This is a genomic window from Pararobbsia alpina (assembly GCF_965118125.1).
In the GTDB taxonomy this organism is placed as follows: Bacteria; Pseudomonadota; Gammaproteobacteria; order Burkholderiales; family Burkholderiaceae; genus Pararobbsia; species Pararobbsia alpina_A.
The window spans coordinates 2,075,308-2,095,456 of record NZ_OZ221287.1; the positions used below are offsets into that span (position 1 = coordinate 2,075,308).

General features: G+C 61.3%; 16 protein-coding genes. 12 read left to right on the forward strand and 4 right to left on the reverse strand.

What is annotated here, in order from left to right; all coding sequences use genetic code 11:
• Positions 1 to 188: 188 nt before the first annotated feature.
• From ACMFWR_RS09105 to ACMFWR_RS09115, 3 genes are all read right to left on the reverse strand, one after another.
• Positions 189 to 872 (reverse strand): GNAT family N-acetyltransferase, encoded by a 684-nt coding sequence (locus ACMFWR_RS09105; protein WP_413194667.1) that lies wholly within the window; start codon positions 870 to 872, stop codon positions 189 to 191.
• A gap of 517 nt (positions 873 to 1,389) precedes the next feature.
• A complete protein-coding gene (locus tag ACMFWR_RS09110; protein ID WP_413194668.1) occupies positions 1,390 to 2,892 on the reverse strand; it encodes an aldehyde dehydrogenase in 1,503 nt (500 codons plus the stop codon).
• Between the two features lie 113 nt (positions 2,893 to 3,005).
• On the reverse strand, positions 3,006 to 3,557 hold the full coding sequence (locus ACMFWR_RS09115; RefSeq protein WP_413194669.1) for a cupin domain-containing protein: 552 nt from the start codon (positions 3,555 to 3,557) through the stop codon (positions 3,006 to 3,008).
• 362 nt (positions 3,558 to 3,919) lie between these two features.
• Between ACMFWR_RS09115 and ACMFWR_RS09120 the strand changes: the two genes are divergently transcribed.
• The 12 genes from ACMFWR_RS09120 to ACMFWR_RS09175 all read left to right on the forward strand — a co-directional run bounded on the left by ACMFWR_RS09120 (position 3,920) and on the right by ACMFWR_RS09175 (position 19,023).
• A complete protein-coding gene (locus ACMFWR_RS09120; protein ID WP_413194670.1) occupies positions 3,920 to 4,165 on the forward strand; it encodes a hypothetical protein in 246 nt (81 codons plus the stop codon).
• A gap of 237 nt (positions 4,166 to 4,402) precedes the next feature.
• The gene (locus tag ACMFWR_RS09125; protein ID WP_413194671.1) at positions 4,403 to 5,170 is read left to right on the forward strand and encodes a gamma-glutamyl-gamma-aminobutyrate hydrolase family protein; all 768 of its coding nucleotides are present in this window, start codon (positions 4,403 to 4,405) and stop codon (positions 5,168 to 5,170) included.
• Positions 5,171 to 5,220: 50 nt separating this feature from the next.
• Positions 5,221 to 6,555 (forward strand): glutamine synthetase family protein, encoded by a 1,335-nt coding sequence (locus ACMFWR_RS09130; RefSeq protein ID WP_413194672.1) that lies wholly within the window; start codon positions 5,221 to 5,223, stop codon positions 6,553 to 6,555.
• 166 nt (positions 6,556 to 6,721) lie between these two features.
• Positions 6,722 to 8,209 carry an aspartate aminotransferase family protein gene (locus tag ACMFWR_RS09135; protein ID WP_413194673.1) on the forward strand — a complete coding sequence of 496 codons (1,488 nt, stop codon included), beginning with the start codon at positions 6,722 to 6,724 and terminating at the stop codon, positions 8,207 to 8,209.
• Between the two features lie 209 nt (positions 8,210 to 8,418).
• Positions 8,419 to 9,540, forward strand: a complete 1,122-nt coding sequence (locus ACMFWR_RS09140) for a polyamine ABC transporter substrate-binding protein (RefSeq protein ID WP_413194674.1) — start codon at positions 8,419 to 8,421, stop codon at positions 9,538 to 9,540.
• A 517-nt stretch (positions 9,541 to 10,057) separates the two neighbouring features.
• Complete coding sequence (locus ACMFWR_RS09145) at positions 10,058 to 11,164, forward strand: ABC transporter ATP-binding protein (RefSeq protein WP_413194834.1); 1,107 nt, start codon at positions 10,058 to 10,060, stop codon at positions 11,162 to 11,164.
• Entirely contained in the window at positions 11,161 to 12,072 is a 912-nt protein-coding gene (locus tag ACMFWR_RS09150; protein ID WP_413194675.1) for an ABC transporter permease subunit, read from the forward strand. Before ACMFWR_RS09145 ends, ACMFWR_RS09150 begins: the two co-directional genes overlap by 4 nt.
• Positions 12,069 to 12,941, forward strand: a complete 873-nt coding sequence (locus ACMFWR_RS09155; protein WP_413194676.1) for an ABC transporter permease subunit — start codon at positions 12,069 to 12,071, stop codon at positions 12,939 to 12,941. Before ACMFWR_RS09150 ends, ACMFWR_RS09155 begins: the two co-directional genes overlap by 4 nt.
• Before the next feature lie 182 nt (positions 12,942 to 13,123).
• Positions 13,124 to 14,737 carry a DUF3138 family protein gene (locus tag ACMFWR_RS09160; RefSeq protein WP_413194677.1) on the forward strand — a complete coding sequence of 538 codons (1,614 nt, stop codon included), beginning with the start codon at positions 13,124 to 13,126 and terminating at the stop codon, positions 14,735 to 14,737.
• Positions 14,738 to 14,929: 192 nt separating this feature from the next.
• Positions 14,930 to 16,222: an NAD(P)/FAD-dependent oxidoreductase gene (locus ACMFWR_RS09165; RefSeq protein ID WP_413194678.1), complete on the forward strand. Its 1,293-nt coding sequence runs from the start codon at positions 14,930 to 14,932 to the stop codon at positions 16,220 to 16,222.
• A gap of 332 nt (positions 16,223 to 16,554) precedes the next feature.
• Positions 16,555 to 18,507 (forward strand): Cache 3/Cache 2 fusion domain-containing protein, encoded by a 1,953-nt coding sequence (locus ACMFWR_RS09170; protein WP_413194679.1) that lies wholly within the window; start codon positions 16,555 to 16,557, stop codon positions 18,505 to 18,507.
• 132 nt (positions 18,508 to 18,639) lie between these two features.
• Entirely contained in the window at positions 18,640 to 19,023 is a 384-nt protein-coding gene (locus tag ACMFWR_RS09175; RefSeq protein WP_413194680.1) for a GIY-YIG nuclease family protein, read from the forward strand.
• Here the strand turns inward: ACMFWR_RS09175 and ACMFWR_RS09180 are convergent.
• Positions 19,000 to 20,133 (reverse strand): alpha-D-ribose 1-methylphosphonate 5-triphosphate diphosphatase, encoded by a 1,134-nt coding sequence (locus ACMFWR_RS09180; RefSeq protein ID WP_413194681.1) that lies wholly within the window; start codon positions 20,131 to 20,133, stop codon positions 19,000 to 19,002. The two genes, ACMFWR_RS09175 and ACMFWR_RS09180, sit on opposite strands and share 24 nt — an antisense overlap.
• Positions 20,134 to 20,149: the final 16 nt, after the last annotated feature.

The window sequence follows — 20,149 nt, forward strand, 5'->3', positions numbered from 1 at the left end:
GTGAAACGCTTTTTCGAACTGGCCTGTGAGCAAGTACCCGGTTACCCACAGATGAGGTGCGTAAATCTGTGGATAACCCAGGGAGAAGGCCGCTAAGTCGTTGCGGGACAAGGCGGTGGTTACTGTGCTTTCAAAATAGGCCGACGAGACGGGAGGCGATGTCGACGGCTCGCCAAAACAAGCCAACGCTATTGCCACACGCTCGACGGCGTTCGGGTTGTAAGCGGCCTCGTGGGACGGGAACTCCATCCAGCGGGTAACCGATCCTCAACTTTGAGCGGCTGCGGCCAGCGCGACGCAAGAGGATGTGCTTCTTCCGGATCGTATAGGTCGCGGAACATATGCACCGTGCGCGAATCGCCTTGAGCGGACCGGTTTCGCGAATTCCTCATGGTCGCTCGGTCTGCATGCCGTCGGCTCGTTCGGAACCCGTTGCGCTCATAGAACGCTATCGTTCTCGGGTTGCTTGCGGCGTCGACGGTGAGCAAGCGCGCAGACACGTTGGGCGTGTGCGCCAGGCCTCCGATGGTGTCGATCAAGTCGGTTCCGATTCCGTTCGATTGAAGATCCTCCCGTACGGCAAACTTGGTGATTTTGATGGACGGGAAAAAGCTCAACGAACAATCGAATGCCAGACTCAGTCGGTTGCGCTCAACAAAGTCGAGTGGCATGCCATCGGTAGACAAGCTGAAGTACGCAACGGGCACCTCGCAGTCGGGTTCAATCATGATGAACGTCTGCGTGAGCCCGGCTAGCGAATACGCTATTGCGTATTCAGCAAGGAACTGATCAAGGTTGGGATCGCCGCAACGAAACCCTTCCAGCCGTTTTGCTGCCACCTGATCGATGCGATACAAGGCGCGTGATTTCATGGAACTATCTCGGTCGAGGAAACGGAAATGAGACAAATTCGCCGCGGAGCATCCGTTCGGCGACTTCGCGGTGGTGCTCGAGTTGTGCTTTGCGTTCCGGTGTGAGCTTGGTGGTCATCACTTTGACGTAAAGCTCTTGCTGATCTTCTGGATCGAGAAAGGAAAGGTAAGAACTGGGTGGGATGTGAACGTCGGGTGGCATGGTTCTCTGTGTCCAATAATGATTAACGAGAGAACCATTCTGGGCGCGCGGGCACGCGGCAGCTATCAGGCGCGTGCCCGGCGTTCGTCAGCAGCTATGGATTGCGAGACAGGAAATGATCTCGGTGTGTGTAGGAAAAAGATGAGAGGCCGGCGATGCGCCCATGCTTGATGACGAGGTCGTCTTCAATGCCGTGTTTCGATTCATTCCGGTCCATGCACGGCCCAAGCACGATTGCCCGGCGCTGGTGACAGGAAGACCCTCGAGCGCACACGCGGCTTATCTGCCATGCGCCGCGTGCGTTGCGCGCTCGATTTACCGCAAGCGCACCAGCGTTGACTTGAGCTCGGTGTACTTTTCAAGCGCGTGCAGCGACTTGTCGCGCCCGTTGCCGGACTGCTTGTAGCCGCCGAACGGGAAGTTCATGTCACCGCCTTCGTCGTAGCAGTTGACCCAGATCGTGCCTGCACGAAGACGCCGCGAGACTTCGTGAGCGGTGGTCAGGTTCGAGGTCCAGACCGCCGCAGCGAGTCCGTATTCGCTGTCGTTGGCAATGCGTACGGCATCATCGACCGAGTCGAAGGTCAGCACCGACAGCACCGGCCCGAAGATCTCTTCTCGCGCGATGCGCGCGGCGGGATTGGACACATCGAACACGGTTGGCTCGATGTAATACCCGCCCGTATCCTGCAACGTACGATTGCCACCCGTCAGCAGCGATGCCTCGGCACGCCCGGCTTCGATATACGACTGCACGCGCTCGAGCTGGATCGTATCGACAATCGCGCCCATCGACGTCGACGGATCGAGCGGATGTCCGGGCGTATAGCTTTTCGCGGCAACGAGCAGCTTTTCGATGAACGCGTCCTTGATGTCGCGATGCACGAGCAAGCGCGAGCCGGCCGTGCACATCTCGCCCATGTTGTAGAAGATCGCGCTCGCCGCGCTCGACGCCGCGCGATCGAGATCGGGGCAGTCGGGGAGGATGATGTTCGGCGACTTGCCGCCGAGTTCGAGCCATGTGCGCTTGAGGTTCGATTGCCCCGCGCACTGCATGATTTGCTTGCCGACCGCGGTCGATCCCGTGAACGCGATGCAGTCGACGTCCATATGCAGGGCGAGGAGCTTGCCCGCCGAGCCGAAGCCCGGCACGACGTTGAATACGCCGGCGGGGATGCCCGCCTCAAACGCGAGTTGCGCGACGCGGATTGCCGTCAGAGGAGACTTCTCCGAGGGCTTGAGCACGACGCTGTTGCCCGCGGCAAGCGCGGGCGCGAATTTCCACGATGCCATCAGCAGCGGGAAATTCCACGGTACGACGGCCGCCACCACGCCGATCGGTTCACGCGTGACGAGACCGACGAGATGATGATCGACGGGCGCAACTTCACCGCCGACTTTGTCGATGGCCTCGGCAAACCATTCGACGCAATAGATCGCACCCGGAATATCGACGCTCGTCGTATCGCCGATCGGCTTGCCCGCGTCGATGGTCTCGAGCGCCGACAGCTCGTCGGCATGCTCCCGCAGCAGACTGGCCCATCGCTGCATCGCGCTCTTGCGCTTGCGCGGATTCAGACCGGCCCAGACACCTTGCTCGAAGCTGCGCCGTGCCGCGGCGACGGCAAGGTTGATTTCGGTTTCGCCGCTTTGTGTAACTTTGGCGATGACTTTTCCGTCGATCGGGCTCACGCAATCAAACGTCGCCCCGTCTGCGGCCTCGACGGACTTGCCATCGATAAACGCGCGTGCATCGATCTTCAGTGAACTCGCGTAGTTTTTCCAGTACTGCAAATCTTTCGTTGCCTTCGTATCCATCGGACCTCCGGTCATCAGGTTAGGGCGCGCGATGTGTGCCACTTCGTCCTGCAGGCGGCCAGCGCGTTGTGCACGGTGTGCACGTCATGCCATTGAAGAGTGAATGCGTGAATTCAAAACGTCGGCGGAGAATTCGCCGAAACAATCTCGCAGGGTTCGGTATCGCTGAGATTGCGAAAGCGGTGGGGTAGCTTGCTCTCGAAGTAATACGCATCGCCGGGACGCAGCGTGTACGACTGACCGTCGACGGTCAGCTCGATTTCGCCGCGCACGACGACACCGCCTTCCTGTCCCGCATGCTCGAGCACCTCGGGGCCCGTATCCGCCTGCGGCTCGTAGACCTCGCGCATGATGCACATATTGCGATCCTTGACGCCCGAGCCGACGAGGCGGAGCTGGATCGATTCATTGCCGAGATTGGGCAGCGACTCCGCGCAGAACACGACCGACTTGTTCTCGTCGAGCTCGAACGTGAAAAACTCCGCGAGGCTCATCGGGATGCATTCGAGCAATTTCTTGAGCGAGCCGACCGAGGGGCTTACACGGTTCTGCTCGATCAGCGAAATGGTGCCGTTGGTCACGCCGGCCCGCTTGGCGAGCTCGCGCTGAGACAGACCGTTCTTCTTGCGGATGTATTGCAACCGCGTCGCGACTTCCACTGACATCCTGGCTCCAGGCGATGACTGTCGAGAATTTCGAGCCGCGTGACGCTGTCCCGTGTTGAATAAAATAAGCGGGTCGACGTGCAGGGGCGCGCAAGAGTACCTATTCTAAGCAGACACAAACGATCGGGATTGTTAGGGTAAGCACTAGCCTTCTAAGGGTATAAAGGGCTACCAAGGCAATTTTGACTCGACTATGCTGGAGTCATCGGTGCCACAGGCGAAAAAATTTTTCCACCTTGGTTCGATGAAATCGACGCACGCGTACCGCAACGTTAAACACGTCACGGTCGCGAAACAGGTATCAGAAAAACGCTTGCGTCGAAAATATTTAACGCACGACATTCCCTGAAAAGAGTGCCATCGTGAGAGTACGAGGTCCATTACTGAGGTGGGATCGCCAGACGTTTGGCTCACACCTGCGGTCCGCGGCATGCTCCACTCGTGATTGTGCCGAGGGGTTGCGCGGTACCCACTACGTTTCGGCGCTGTGCCGGTTCGCTTCGATCTATACGATCCTGTCGCGCCGGTCGGTGCGACGTCACAACGCCATCCATGCACGCGCGTTTATCGCGGTGCATTGCGACGAAGTCGCTTCATTGCTGCCGTAGTTTCCTTCCCGCTTGCCCTGCAGCCCGACACCTGTCCTAACGGCATGTGCTCCGGGTTACCGGCCGGCGAAACTCTCTTTCGTCGCGCCGCGCTTCGATGCTTCGCATCGGAGTGATGTCGGGCACGCGCAGAACAAGCGCGCAAGCGCATTCGTGACGCGGGCGTTGTCGAGCCTCGCGCCTACGCTTCGATTTTCTGCAAGCCAACGCAATCACCTCTAACGCGGGTTGTGGGTCATGTCACATCTACCGATCGTCGGCGTCTGTGCCGACCGAAAACTGATCGGGCAGCATCCGTCCCATACGGTCGCCGAGAAATACATCACGGCGGTCACGGGCGGAGCCGGTGCCTTCGCGGTTCTGTTGCCGGTGCTCGAAACGCCGCAGTCGATTGCACGCACGCTCGAACTTGTCGACGGCCTGCTGTTTCCGGGCAGTTATTCGAACGTCGAGCCGCATCGATATGGCGGTGCGCCGAGTGAACACGGCACGCTGCATGACCCGCACCGGGACAACACCGCCTTGCCGCTGATCGATGCGGCCATCAAGGCCGGTGTGCCCGTACTCGCGATTTGCCGGGGCTTTCAGGAAATGAATGTGGTGCGCGGCGGCACCCTGCATCAAAGGGTTCACGCGGTCGAAGGGCTGAACGATCACCGCGAGAACCATGACGATCCCCTCGACAGGCAATACGCGCCTTCCCATCCGGTCCATGTCGTTCCCGACGGGATCCTGCATCGGATAGCGGGCGCACTCGACATCCAGGTGAACTCCTTGCACGGCCAGGGCGTGGACAAGCTCGGCAATGGCCTCACGGTCGAAGCGACCGCGGCCGACGGGCTGATCGAAGCGTTCAGCGTGACCGATGCGCAGGCGTTTGCGTTCGCCGTGCAATGGCACCCGGAGTGGAAATACGCGCAGGACGCTGTGTCGTCCGCGTTGTTCGCCGCGTTTGGCGAGGCCTGTCGAAAACGGAGCGAGGCCCGGCTGGCGACTCACGAGTAATGCACTCGTAGCGCGCCGGCGAGCCGGATTCCGACACATCGAGAACCATCATGCAAAGCATTGACGAGTTTCTGAAGAAGCACCGGATCACCGAAGTGGAAGCCGTGATTCCCGACATGGCCGGGGTCGCGCGCGGCAAGATCATTCCGCGCAGCAAGTTCGAAACGGGCGAGAACATGCGCCTGCCACTCGCTGTGATGGTGCAGACCGTCACGGGCGACTATCCCGAAGATGGCTCTCTGACCGGGGTGACCGACCCCGACATGATCTGCGTGCCCGATCCGTCGACGATGCGCCTGATCCCATGGGCCGTCGACCCGACCGCGCAGGTCATTCACGACGCCGTGCATTTCGACGGCACGCCTGTGGAGATCTCGCCGCGCTATGTATTGCGCAAGGTTCTTGATCTGTACAAGGCACGCGGATGGAAACCCGTGGTCGCGCCGGAGCTTGAGTTCTATCTCGTCGACATGAACAAGGACCCGGACATGCCGCTCACGCCGCCGGTCGGTCGCACGGGGCGCCCCGAGACCGGCGGGCAGAGCTACTCGATCGAGGCGGTGAACGAGTTCGACCCCTTGTTTGAAGACATCTACGAATACTGCGAGCTTCAGGACCTCGAAGTCGACACGCTGATTCACGAGGTCGGCGCGGCCCAGATGGAGATCAACTTCCTGCACGGCGATCCGCTCGATCTGGCCGATCGTGTGTTCCTGTTCAAGCGTACCGTGCGCGAGGCCGCGCTGCGGCACAACATGTACGCGACGTTTATGGCCAAGCCGATGGAGAACGAACCGGGCTCGGCCATGCATATCCATCAGAGCGTGATCGATCTCGAGACGGGCAAGCCGCTGTTCACCGACGACAACGGTCAGCCCACGGAGCATTTCTACGGGTATCTCGCGGGCGAGCAGGAATATACGCCGTGCCTGATGCCGATCTTTGCGCCGTACATCAATTCGTATCGGCGTCTGTCACGTTTCATGGCTGCACCGATCAATGTGCAGTGGGGCTATGACAACCGCACCGTCGGGTTCCGCGTGCCGTATTCGACGCCGAACGCACGGCGCGTCGAAAACCGGATCCCGGGCGTCGACACCAATCCGTATCTCTCGATTGCCGCGACGCTCGCGGCGGGCTATCTCGGCATGACGAAGAAGCTCAAGCCGACCGAACCGCTGACGAGTGATGGCTACGGCCTGCCGTATCAGCTGCCGCGCAATCTCGAAGAGGGCATTGTGCGGATGGCGGGGTGCGAGCCGATTGCCGAGATCATGGGCGATCGCTTCGTCAAAGCGTTTCTCGCGCTCAAGGAAACCGAATACGAAGCGTTCTTCCGCGTGATCAGCTCGTGGGAACGCAAGCATTTGTTGTTGCACGTGTGATGACTGTGATGACGCGGCGTGCGCGTCGGTGTGCGTGGGTGCGCGTCAGTACGCATCAGCAAGCATCAGTTCGCGCCGGTACCGAACCGCGCGTCGCCGCGTAGCGCGAACTTAGCAAAGGTCATGCGGCCGCACGGCGGCATGACCCTCAAGTACGGAGAACACCATGTCGTTCAGCAATGACCCTGTTTCGATCGTCGCATCGGCCGGCAGTCGGCCGACCGCCTCGCAAAGCGTGTCCGGCGCACTCGGCGCCGCGACGGCGCAGCGCGCTGCGCGCAGCACCGCCGAATATCGCGCACTCGATGCGGCACACCATATCCATCCGTTCTCGGACATGGGCGCGCTCAATCGCGTCGGCAGCCGCGTCATCACGCGCGCCGAGGGTGTGTATCTGTGGGATTCCGACGGCCACAAGATCATCGACGGGATGGCAGGGCTGTGGTGCGTGAACGTTGGCTATGCACGCAAGGAGCTGGCCGAAGTCGCGTATCGCCAGATGCTCGAATTGCCGTTCTACAACACGTTCTTCAAGACGACGCACCCGCCGGTCATCGAACTCTCGGCGCTGCTCGCCGAAGTCACGCCGCCGGGCTTCAATCATTTCTTCTATTGCAACTCGGGCTCGGAAGGCAACGACACTGTGCTGCGCGTGGTGTGGCAGTACTGGCGCGTGAAGGGGCAGGCATCGAAGAAGTATGTGATCTCGCGCAATAACGGGTATCACGGCTCGACGATCGCGGGTGCGACGCTCGGCGGCATGGACTATATGCACGAGCAAATGCCGTCGAAGGTCGAGCACATCGTGCATATCGACCAGCCGTACTGGTATGGCAATGGTGGCGACCTGTCGCCTGAGGCGTTCAGCCGTCAGTGTGCACAACAACTTGAAGCAAAGATTCTGGAGCTCGGCGCCGAGAACGTCGCGGCCTTTATCGGCGAGCCGTTCCAGGGTGCGGGCGGCGTGATCTTTCCGGCGGCGACGTACTGGCCGGAGATCGAGCGCATTTGCCGCAAGTACGACATCCTGCTCGTGGCCGACGAAGTGATAGGCGGTTTCGGCCGCACGGGCGAGTGGTTCGCGCATCAGTACTTCGACTTCAAACCCGATCTGATCACGATGGCGAAGGGCCTGACTTCGGGCTACGTGCCGATGGGCGCGGTCGGCATCCAGGACCACGTCGCACAGGCGATCGTCGAGAACGGCGAGTTCAATCACGGCCTCACGTATTCGGGCCACCCGGTCGCGGCGGCGGTGGCGGTCGCGAATCTCCGGCTGCTGCGCGACGGCGGCATCGTCGATCGCGTGAAGAACGATGTCGGCCCGTATTTCCAGCAGTCGCTGCGCGATGCGCTCGCGACAAGCCCGATCGTTGGCGACATCTCCGGAGCAGGGCTCGTTGCCGGCATCCAGCTTGCGCAAAGCAAGGGCGATGCGCACGGCGTCGGGCGCCAGCGCTTCGCCAATGGCGGCGACGTCGGCACGATCTGCCGCGATTTCTGCTTCGGATCGGACTTGATCATGCGAGCCACGGGCGACCGGATGCTGCTGTCGCCGCCGCTCGTCGTCACACGTGCCGAAATTGACGAGCTGGTTTCGAAGGCCGCACGTGCGATCGATCTCACGGCAAAGAAAATTGGCGTGCAAGGATAGGTCGCGCAGCTCAGCCACACAGACAGGTCACGTAGAAGGTCATGGAGATAAGCGACGCCGGCCGGCCATGCAGACACGCCACGCGGCGTCGCAACGAAGATGCAGTCGCTCAGGGAAGAACGCAATTCGATTCAAAGCATGCCGGACCTGCCGCCACCGACAAGATCGCGCAGAACGGCTCTTCAACCGCAAGGGGAAAACTCATCATCATGAATGAATGTCATCTTCGCAAATCCGTGTTCGCGGCGGCGCTGTTCGCGGTGTCCGTGGCGGGTTCGATGATCGCGGCGCCGGCCAGCGCGGCCGATACGGCGCTCAACGTCTACAACTGGTCCGACTACATCGCGAAGGACACGATCCCGAACTTCGAAAAGGAATCGGGTATCAAGGTCAAGTACGACAACTACGACAGCGACGACACGCTCCAGGCGAAGATGCTGGCCGGCAGCTCGGGCTACGACATCGTCGTGCCGACGTCGACCTATATGGCCAAGCAGATCCAGGCCGGCATTTATCAGAAGCTCGACAAGTCCAAGCTGCCGAACCTGTCGAATCTCGATCCCGCGCTGATGAAGCTCGTCGCACAGGCCGATCCGGGCAATCAATACGGTGTGCCGTGGGCCTGGGGTACCGACGGCATCGGATATAACGTCGAGGCGGTCAAGAAGGTGCTCGGCGATGGCGCACCCGTCGACAGCTGGGCGCTGATTTTCGATCCGGCGAATATCTCGAAGCTCAAGAGCTGTGGCGTGTCGCTGCTCGACGCAGCGTCCGATGTGTTCCCGTCGGTGTTGCAATACCTGCACAAGGATCCGAACAGCACCAACCCGGCCGACTATATGGCGGCGCTCGAGGTCCTCAAGAAGATCCGCCCGTACATCACGCAGTTCAATTCATCGGGCTATATCAACGACCTCGCCAACAACGATATCTGTGTCGCGCTCGGTTACTCGGGCGACGTCGGCATCGCGCGCCGCCGTGCGAGCGAAGCGAAGCGTTCGTATGAGATCAAGTTCTCGAACGCGAAGGAGGGCGGTCTGCTGTGGCTCGACATCATGGTGATTCCGAAGGATGCGCCGCACCCTGAGGCAGCGCTCAAGTGGATCAATTACATCGAGGAGCCAAAGGTCAGCGCGGCGATCACGAACGAAGTGTTCTATCCGACCGCGAACCTGGCTTCGAAGCAATTCGTCGATCCGACAACGGCCAACGATCCGAACGTGTTCCCGCCGGCCGACGTGCTGGCCAAGCTCACGGTGATGAAGCCGGTACCGTCGGACATCCTCCGCCTTGAAAACCGCCTTTGGGCTGAACTCAAGACGGGACGTTAAGGAATGTGAAGCATGGCGATCAGCTCAATGGGTCGATTGTGACGCGCTGGTGCACACGTCAAGTGCCGCTTATGCGTCGCTTATGGGTCGTTAATGCATCGGTAATGCGTCGTTAATGCAGCATTAATAGGCGCGTTATGCGTTTGAAATCACGCGTAGAAACGAACGCCAAATGAGCGCCAACCCGCTCTGCAACGCATGTAGTCCCGCTTTGCGCTTTCACTGACATACCGCAGGACGGCCGTTTCAGGCGCGCTTCGATCAAGCGCGCCTGACGCAGCCTGCATGGATTGCGGCGCCCTCTGGCGCACGCAACGGGGCTTTGCACGCCCAAATTCTGAGAAAGGGTTTTAGCGTTATGAACTTCTCTTTGCCCACAGCTTGGTTGAACAGGAAGGCGCCGCTGCAATCGCTGCCGTCGGCGCCCGGACTCGGAGCGACTTTTGCGGCCATCACGGCGCCGGGGGGCACGGCTCCACCTGTCGGTCAGAGCGATGCGCGCAGCGAGGCGCATCGTGTGCCGCTTCGGGCAAACGCACCGGAGTTCATCCGGATCGACAACGTGGTCAAGAAGTTCGGCGACAGCGTGGCGGTCGACAACGTGTCGCTGTCGATTCGCAAGAACGAGCTGTTCGCGTTGCTCGGCAGCTCGGGCTGTGGCAAGTCGACGCTGCTGCGCATTCTGGCGGGCTTCGAGACGGCGACAAGCGGGCGCGTGTTTGTCGACGGACAGGATCTCGCGACGATGCCGCCGTACAAGCGGCCCGTGAACATGATGTTCCAGTCGTACGCGCTGTTTCCGCACATGTCGGTCGAGGGCAATATCGCGTTCGGTCTCAAGCAGGAAGGCGTGCCGCGCGCCGAGATTCGCGAACGCGTGAAAGACGCACTCGATCTCGTCCAGATGGGCCGCTTCGCGCAACGCAAGCCGCATCAGCTGTCGGGCGGTCAGCAGCAGCGTGTCGCGCTGGCGCGCAGCCTCGTCAAGCGGCCGAAGCTGCTGCTGCTCGACGAGCCGATGTCGGCGCTCGACAAGCAGATCCGTGCGAAGACCCAGCTCGAACTCGTGAACATCATCGACAAGGTCGACGTGACGTGCGTGATGGTCACGCACGATCAGGAAGAGGCGATGACGATGGCAAGCCGTCTCGCCGTCATGAGCGAAGGCCGCATCGTTCAGGTGGGTACACCCAACGAGGTCTATGAGTATCCGAACACGCGCTTCTCGGCGCAGTTCATCGGCTCGACGAACCTGTTTGACGGGCACGTCGTTGAAGACGAGCCCGATCACATCTACGTGGAATGCGCCGATCTGCCGGTGCGCATGCATATCAGCCACGGCATCACAGGGCCGCTTGGCATGCCGGTCTCGATCTCGATCCGGCCGGAACGCGTGCTGGTGTCGACGGCGAAGCCGGAAGGTAACGACAACTATGCGCGCGGTGCCGTGAGCAACGTCGCGTATATGGGCAGCTACACGCTGTATCACGTCAAGCTCGACAGCGGCAAGGTCGTCGTGGCGAACCTGTCGAGTTCGCGACTCATGCAGCAGGGGGCGCCGGCGTATGGCGACGAAGTCTATGTGACGTGGTCCGCGTCATCCGGCACGGTGCTCACGGTATGAAAGCCGCCACCTCACTCCAACGCTTCGTGCCGTCGGGCCGCACGCTGGTCATCGCAGCGCCGTTCTTCTGGCTCGTCCTGTTCTTCGCCGTGCCGTTCGTGCTCGTGCTCAAGATCAGTTTCGCCAGCGCGCAACTGTCGGTGCCGCCCTATACCGATCTCGTGCAGATCAAGGATGGTGTCGTCAATTTTGCGTTCCAGCTCGGGCACTACCTGTTCCTCCTGCAGGACAGTCTCTACGTGGCGACGTATCTGAGTTCGCTGAAGATGGCGGCGATCTCGACCGTGCTCTGTCTGCTCATCGGCTATCCGATGGCGTACTACATCGCACGCTCCAACCCGGCGACGCGCAACCTGCTGATGATGGCGGTGATGCTGCCGTTCTGGACGTCGTTCCTGATCCGCGTCTACGCATGGATCGGCATCCTCAAGGACGACGGGCTGCTCAATCACTTCCTCGCTAGCATCGGCCTGATCACGTCGCCGCTGAAGCTGTATCACAGCGATGCGGGCGTCTATATCGGCATGGTCTATTCGTACCTGCCGTTTCTCGTGATGCCGCTGTATGCGCACCTCGTGAAGATGGACCTGCGTCTGCTCGAGGCGGCGTACGACCTCGGTGCCAAGCCCTGGGTCGCGTTCTGGCGCATCACGATTCCGCTGTCGAAGAACGGGATCATCGCCGGCTGTCTGCTGGTGTTCATTCCGGCCGTCGGTGAGTACGTGATCCCCGAACTGCTCGGCGGTGCCGACACGCTGATGATCGGCCGCGTCATGTGGGACGAGTTCTTCAACGATGTCGACTGGCCGATGGCCTCGGCGGTCACGGTCGCCATGGTGTTGCTGCTGCTCGTGCCGATGGCGGTGTTCCAGTACTACCAGGTCCGCGAAATGGAGGGGCAATCATGATCCGGCCCAATCGTGCCTTGTCCTTTGCAGTGCTCGCGGCGGGATTTGCGTTTCTGTATATCCCGATCCTGAGCCTCATCGTGTTCTCGTTCAATGAATCGAAGCTGGTCACGGTCTGGAGCGGCTTCTCGGTCAAGTGGTATGGGGCGCTGCTCGACGACGATGAGTTGCTTCAGGCCGCATGGCTGAGCCTGAAGATCGGCCTGCTGACCGCGACCGCGTCGATCGTGATCGGCACGTGGGCCGGCTTCGTGATGGCGCGCTTCGGACGCTTCAAGGGCTTCACGCTCTTTACGGGAATGATCAATGCGCCGCTCGTGATTCCCGAGGTCATCCAGGGCATCTCGCTGCTGTTGCTGTTCGTGGCGATGGAGCAGCTGCTTGGCTGGCCCAAGGGCCGCGGCATGCTGACGATCTGGATCGGTCACGTGATGCTCTGTATTTCCTACGTCGCGATCATCGTGCAGTCGCGCCTCAAGGAGATGAATCGCTCGATCGAAGAGGCCGCGCTCGATCTCGGTGCGACGCCATTCAAGGTGTTCTTCGTGATCACCGTGCCGCTGATCTCGCAAGCGATTCTGTCGGGCTGGCTGCTCTCGTTCACGTTGTCGATCGACGACCTCGTGCTCTCCGCATTTCTCTCCGGCCCCGGCTCGACGACGCTGCCGCTCGTGGTGTTTTCACGCGTGCGGCTTGGCCTGAATCCGGAGATGAATGCACTGGCGACCCTGTTCATTTCAGTGGTGACGGTCGGCGTGATCGTGGTGAATCAGCTCATGGTCACCAAGGAACGCAAGCGCACTCGCGATATGCAACTCGCATTCGCACCGATGCCGGCGGTTGCACCGGCCAGCACGGCCGCGGTCTGACGGGCACGCGTCACAGGCGGATTTTCGGACGGCCATGCGGGTGGCAATGCCGGATGGCCGTCGCGAACGGAATTCAGCGGTATTGAGCGGTATCGGGCGGTACACAGCGGGACTTAGCGGTATTCGGGCGGTTTCGAAGGACCTCAAGAAAGTTGGCACACGACTTACTACGGAGAATGGTCATGAAGAAGAAGCTTATCTGCCTGCTGGTCGCGGCGACGTTGCCGGGACTCGCCATGGCAGATTCGACGAGCAGCGAGATCAAGGAGCTCAAGAAGCAACTTGCCGCGCTGCAGAAGAAGGTCGATGCGCTCGAGCATGCGCAAGCGGCAGCGGGTCCGGCGCCAGCGGGCGGTACGACAGGCACAGCGGTCGCCGCATCTGCAAACGGCACGCCGGCCACGGCGGCTGCAGCCGCACCGGAGCCCGGTACGCCCGAGTACGACGCTGCGCCAGCGCACATCACCAACGCCGATCTCGACGCACTCAAGCAGCAGGTCTCGAACCAGCAGCTCAAGGTCGATACGCTCAACGACGCGGCGCAGACGGGACCGCTCGCGGGCCTGTCGATCACGGGTTATCTCGATCCGACCTATATCTACAATCGCGCGCAGAGCTCGTCGAGCTTCCTGTTCGCGAACCATGAGTCGGCCTACAACTACTACAACAGCACGTTCGGCGATCTGTATCTCGACATCAAGAAGACGTTCGGTGTCGGACCGATGGCGCCGTCGGCCGAAATCACCCTGATGCCGAACCGCGGCAACGGCATCACACTGTTGACGAACGAGCACGGCGATATCGGCAACAACATTCTGAATACGGCCGTCGTCAACGTACCGGTCACGGCGGAATGGACGGCCGTCATCGGCTTGATCCCGAGCTTCGGCGGCTATGAAGTCCAGCAGTCGAACCAGATGAATACGCTGACCCACAACCTGCTGTACGACTGGTCGGATCCGGGCAGCTACGTCGGCGTCGGGGCGAACTACACGAAGGGCGACTGGGCCTGGAAGTTCTTCCTCGCCAACGAGCAGTACCGCACGTATGGCGCGGTCGCGAACAACAACACGAACCAGTTCGGCGATCCGATCACGACGAGCAACAAGATCCCGACGTTTACGACGCGGGTCGACTACACGGCGAACAGCCGGCTCGATATCGGCGGCTCGTTCAATATCGGCCGTCAGACGCTGCAGTCGACGCCGGCCGGTGTCGATGCGAGCGGCAATCCGACGCCGGCGATGTATGGTCCGGGCGGACTGGGCACTTCGGCGTTCGGTACGTTCTTCTTCGCCGAGGCCGATATGACCTATACGACCGCCGATCTGTTGCTGAACGCGGAAGTCGACTACGGTCAGCAGGAGCACGCAGCGTTCAACGGCGGTCAGGCGCAGTGGTACGGCGTGTCGCTGCAGGCGCATCAGGGCTTCAACCTGCCGACGATCGGTCGCATGGGCTGGACGGTGCGCTACGACTACCTGGCTGACCACAAGAACGGTGGCGGTGGCGGCGGTATCGTGCTCGACGGCAGCGGTGGCGATCCGTACAACGGCTTCGGCATTTCGCGTCAGTGCCTCGCGAACTCGATTGCCAACGGCGGCAACGGCAGCGATTGCAGCGGTGCGAACCGCATGGACGTCGCGCTCGACCTGCTCTGGTATCCGACCGCGCAGATCACGGTCAAGGCGGAATATCGCCACGACTGGGCGAGCCAGAGTGTGTTCCTGCGCAACGACGGTTCGTATTCGCGCAGCAACGATCTGTTCGGTACGCAGTTGATTTACTCGTTCTGATCCAGGCGAGGGGAGTGCGATGCGCGTGATGCCTGCGTCATGCGCATCGCATCGGGCCGGACGCGGGCGACACGGATGCCGCGGCTTCGGGGTCGGTATGCGCCGTTGCGGTACGTGTTCTGCACGCACGCTGTGCCCGCAAAGGACAATCGCAGCCGATGCGCGGCAGCTTGCTTTTTTTGCACTGAGCTTATGTTCAATATCGCGAATCAATCGCATGAGCCGTCGTGGTACGCCGCGACGGCCAACGATCATTTTCCTTACCCTGTGCTCGAAGGCGACATCGACTGTGATGTCTGCGTCGTCGGCGCGGGCCTGACCGGAATCTCGACGGCGCTCAATCTTGCCGAGCGCGGTTTGTCGGTCGTCGTGCTTGAGGCAGCGAAGGTCGGATGGGGTGCGAGCGGGCGCAATGGCGGGCAGATGATCGCCGGCTATGCGTGCGGCATCGACACGTTCGCGTCGCAACTCGACGAGGCCGAAGTTCGCGCGGTCTGGGAGATGGGGCAGGAGACCATCGACATCATCCGCGAGCGTGTGCAGCGTCATGCGATCGATTGCGATCTCACGTTCGGCTATCTGCATGCGGCGAACAAACCCCGCGACGTGAGTGCGCTGCAGGAGGACCGCGACGACACGGCACGGCGTTTCGGGCAGAACGGCCTGCGCTGGATTCCGAAAGAGTCGTTGGGTCAGTACGTGCAGTCGGACCGGTATCTCGGCGGGCTGCTTGACCCGCATAGCGGGCATCTTCATCCGCTCAACTACACGCTTGGGCTTGCGCGCGCCGCGCGGGCAGCAGGTGTGCGCATTTTCGAAAACAGCTTTGTCACCGGACTCGATTCTGCGTCGGGCAAGCATGAAGTCGCGACGGATGACGGGCGGGTGAAAGCGAAGTTCGTCGTGCTCGCATGCAACGCCTATCTCGGTACGCTCGTGCCGGCGACCGCGCGCAAGATCATGCCGGTGGGGACCTATGTCATCGCGACGGAACCGCTTGGCGTCGCGCGCGCGCAAGCGCTGATGCCGGCAAACGCCGCGGTGTGCGACAGCCGTTTCGTGCTCGACTATTTCCGCATGTCGCCGGATGGGCGCGTGCTTTGGGGCGGAAAGGTCAGCTACTCGACCGTGCAACCGCCCAATCTTGCCCAGGCGATGCGCAGCGACATGCTCAAGACGTTTCCGCAGCTTGCGGATGCGCGCATCGACTACGCATGGGGTGGCTTATGCGATATCACGATGAATCGTGCACCGCATTTTGGGCGCCTGTCGCCGACGATTTATTTTGCGCAGGGTTTTTCGGGGCACGGCGTCAATACGACGGGTCTGGCCGGGAAACTGATTGCCGAGGCCATTGCCGGGCAAGCCGGCCGTTTCGACGTGTTCGCCAAAATCGACCACCGCGATTTTCCGGGCGGTGCGTTGCTGCGCATGCCTGCATTGGTTCTGGCCATGGCCTGGTACCGGATGCGCGACTGGCTTTAAATGATTATTTAAATATGACGAATTAGAAACACATTGCGATGACAATGATTCGTGCTGACAACGTGTCATTCCCGTATTCCAGAAGCGCATTCCGAAATACCAGAATTAATATGAATTCAAGCCAATATCGATAACCCCCATTTGCCTGCTCATTTCCCTGTTCATTTCCCCGATTCAATATGCGTCAATGAAATAATCTGTAAAGTCTGGCTCATTCGTGCCGATATCTCACTCAGTCCCATACCCATAACGCGTACCGCAAGCGGGCGCGGAAATGCGGCGCAGTGGCTGTACGCCGCCTTGTGCTGAGTCATTTTTACCTTTTGGCACCTATGAACAAATTGTCGTTTCGGCATCAGAGCATCGGCGCAAAGCTGGCGCTGCTGGCCTGCGGTATCGTCGCCGTCCTCTTTGCATTCTTCGCCTGGTCGCTCACGAGCACGGCGGGATCGCTGGTCCGCGAAGAGGCGGTCGCATCGATTCACGAGCAGGACCGCGGCATTGCCGACATGGTCGCGATGTACAACGCGAGCCTGAATGCCGAAGTCGACCATTTCATGGGGTTGTTTGCGAGCTTCCTGCCTTCGACATTCTCGGTCGATGAAACGCAGACGGTCGCCATCAACGGCAAGCCGACGCCGACGATGAAGGCTGGCGATCAGACGCTGAACCTCGACTTCTCGATTCCCGACGCGTTCCTCGCCCGCACCGGCGCGATCTCGACGATCTTCGCGCGTTCGGGTGACGACTTCGTTCGCGTGACGACTTCCCTGAAACAGCAAAACGGCGAGCGCGCCATCGGCACGCTGCTCGATCGCAAGGGGCCGGCCTACGGTCCGGTGTCGAGTGGCGGGATGTATCTCGGCATTGCGAAGCTGTTCGGCAAGCAATACATCACGAAATACCAGGCGGTCAAAGACGCCAATGGACGCGTGATCGGCGCACTGTTCGTCGGTGTCGATATCAGCGAGCAATATGCGGCAGTCCGCCAGAAGATTCTCGACAAAAAGATCGGTCAGCACGGTTATTTCTTTGCGCTCGACGCGTCGAATGGTCCGAATCGCGGCAAGTTCCTCGTGCACCCCGATTCCGAGGGCAAGGCGCCGGATGACGCGGATGGCGTGTATCGCCAGATGCTCGATACCAAGAACGGCCTGATCGAATATAAGGCGGTCGATACGGCCTCGGGCTATACCGATGCGCGTCATCGCATCGTCAGCTACACGGCTGTGCCGGAATGGAACTGGATCGTCGCGGGTTCGGCGGATCGCGACGAGTTGCTGGCCGACGTGATGACCGCGCGCAATCGCGCGTTCTCGATCGGCGCCGCGCTCGTGGTGGCCTTTGCTTTGTTCTTCGTGACGGTCACGCGCAAGCTCGTCGTACGCCCGCTCGATGAGGTCGTGACGCTGTCGGAGCGTTTCGCCGAAGGCGATCTGCGCGCGCGTCTTGAAACCTCGCGCGCCGACGAAATCGGCCGCCTGATGACCTCGATCGACAAGATGGGCAATGGCCTGGCTAACATCGTCGCGGAAGTGCGCGATGTGGCAGGCGATATCTCGAACGGAACCGACTCGATCGCGCAGGACAGCGGAGAGATCGCGCTGCGCATCTCGACCCAGGCAAGCAGCCTCGAGCAGACTGCTGCGAGCATGGAAGAACTGACGTCGACCGTGCATCGCAATGCGGAAAATGCACACGAAGCGGATCGTCTGGTCGCGAGTGCCGCGAGCGCGGCTGTGGACGGTGGCGAGGCCGTCACGCGAGTGGTGTCGACCATGGGCGATATCAGCGATTCGGCCAAGCGTATTGGCGATATCACGTCGGTGATCGAAGGTATTGCATTCCAGACCAATATCCTTGCGCTGAACGCAGCGGTCGAATCGGCGCGAGCCGGCGAGCACGGCCGCGGCTTTGCTGTGGTCGCATCGGAAGTTCGCGCGCTCGCACAACGTAGTGCGCAGGCCGCGAAGGAAATCGGCGCGCTGATCGAAGAGTCGGTCACGAAGGTCGAGCATGGCTACAAGATCGCCGAGCAGGCGAGCGAGACGATGCGCGATATCGTGACGCGCGTCGAGCAAGTCAACTCGATCATGTCCGATATCAATATCGCGTCGCGCGAGCAATCGACGGGCATCGAGCAGATCAATATCGCCGTGACGCAGATCGGCGAAGCAACGCAGCAGAGCGCCGACCTCGTGGCAACCGCCGAGCAATCGGCCGGGGATCTGAAAGTGCAGGGCGCGCGCCTGGCCGAAGTCGTCAGCATCTTCAAGATCGCCTGACGTTCGGATCGCCTGAACTTCGGGGCGCCCGATCTTCGGACTCGCTGTTCTTCGGGGCGGGCAGGGCGCCGCGGCTTCCGATCGGCGATAATGCGGGCCATTGCGCCGTCGGCGCTCCGGCATCGGGGCGCGATGACGCCCCTCGCATTTCTTGTCGCTATGGCCTGGTTTCTTTACTTGATCGAATGTGCGGACGACAGTCTCTATACGGGGATTGCCGTCGATGTCGCAGCACGTTACGAACAACATGTGAAGGGCACAGGCGCGCGGTACACGCGTTCACGCGCGCCGCGACGTCTGCTGGCGACGTTCGAGTTGCCCGATCGTTCGGTGGCGTCGAAGGCGGAATATGCGGTCAAGCGGCTGCCGGCCGCGACGAAGCGCCTTCTGGCGGGTGGCCGGCTCGGCCTGAGCGACGCGATCCCCGCGCTCGATGCGTGGATCGCGACTGCGACCGCGTCGGTCGACACGGTCGCAGTCCTGCCGGAATCCTCAAGCGATACGCCGGCCGGCTGAGTACGTTGCGCGCGGCACGGGCATCGCGCCCGCGAGCGAGATGCGCACGATATCCGCACGCAGCCCCACGTCGATCGCGCCGCGATCATGCAGGTTGGCAGCCTTCGCCGGCGTGATCGACACTGACGCCACCGCTTTGGCCAAGGACCAGCCTGCCGCACGCGTGAGTTCGAACGTCGCCATCATCAGGCTCGACGGCACGTAGTCCGACGACAGGATATCGAGCAGGCTGTGCTTCGCGAGATCGAGCGCCGATACATTGCCCGAATGCGAACCGCCGCGCACGACGTTCGGCGCACCCATGACGGTCGCAAGGCCACGCTCGTGTGCAGCGCGTGCCGCCTCGAGCGTTGTCGGAAACTCGGAGATCGCGATGCCGTCGTCGGCGGCTTCTGCGACGTGCTCGATCAGCGTGTCGTCGTGGCTGGCGACGGGCACGTTCAGCTGGTTGCATCGCTCGATGATCGCGCGGCGATGCGAATGTGCGAAGCGCTCCTGCTGCTCGGCAAGCTCGACGAGCGCCGTCGCCATCTTTTCATCGGTCCACTTGCCGTTGCGCTCCTGATACTGGCGCCACTTGGCCGGGTCCTGCCACTGACGCTGGCCCGGCGTATGGTCCATCACCGAGGCGAGATGCAGGTGCGGATGATCGCTGAGCTCGTCGAACGCTTCGAGCACATCGCTCGTGGCGACTTCACAGCGCAGGTGCAGATAGTGATCGGCGCGCAGCAGGCCTTGCGACGACAGGTGTTCGAGCGCGGCAGCGGCCTTGCGCTGCGTCTCGCGCCCGCGCAATCCCACATCGACGCGAGAGCCGATCGCCAGTGCGTCGAACACGGTCGTAATGCCGGCCGCCGCGACTTGCGCGTCGTGGATCACGAACGCGGCCTCGACGTTCCAGAGCACGCCGGGGCGCGGTGCGAGGTGCTTCTCGAGGTTGTCGGTATGCAGTTCGACAAGGCCGGGCAGCAGGTAGTCGCCGTCCCAGTCTTCGGCCTCGAGCGCGCTCGTCGTGCCGCGCGCGACGTCGGTCAATACGCCGTTTTCGATCCGGACGACGCCGATGAAATCCTCATCGCGGCCGACGATCCGTGCATTCTTGATCAGCATGCTGCTGCTCCACAAT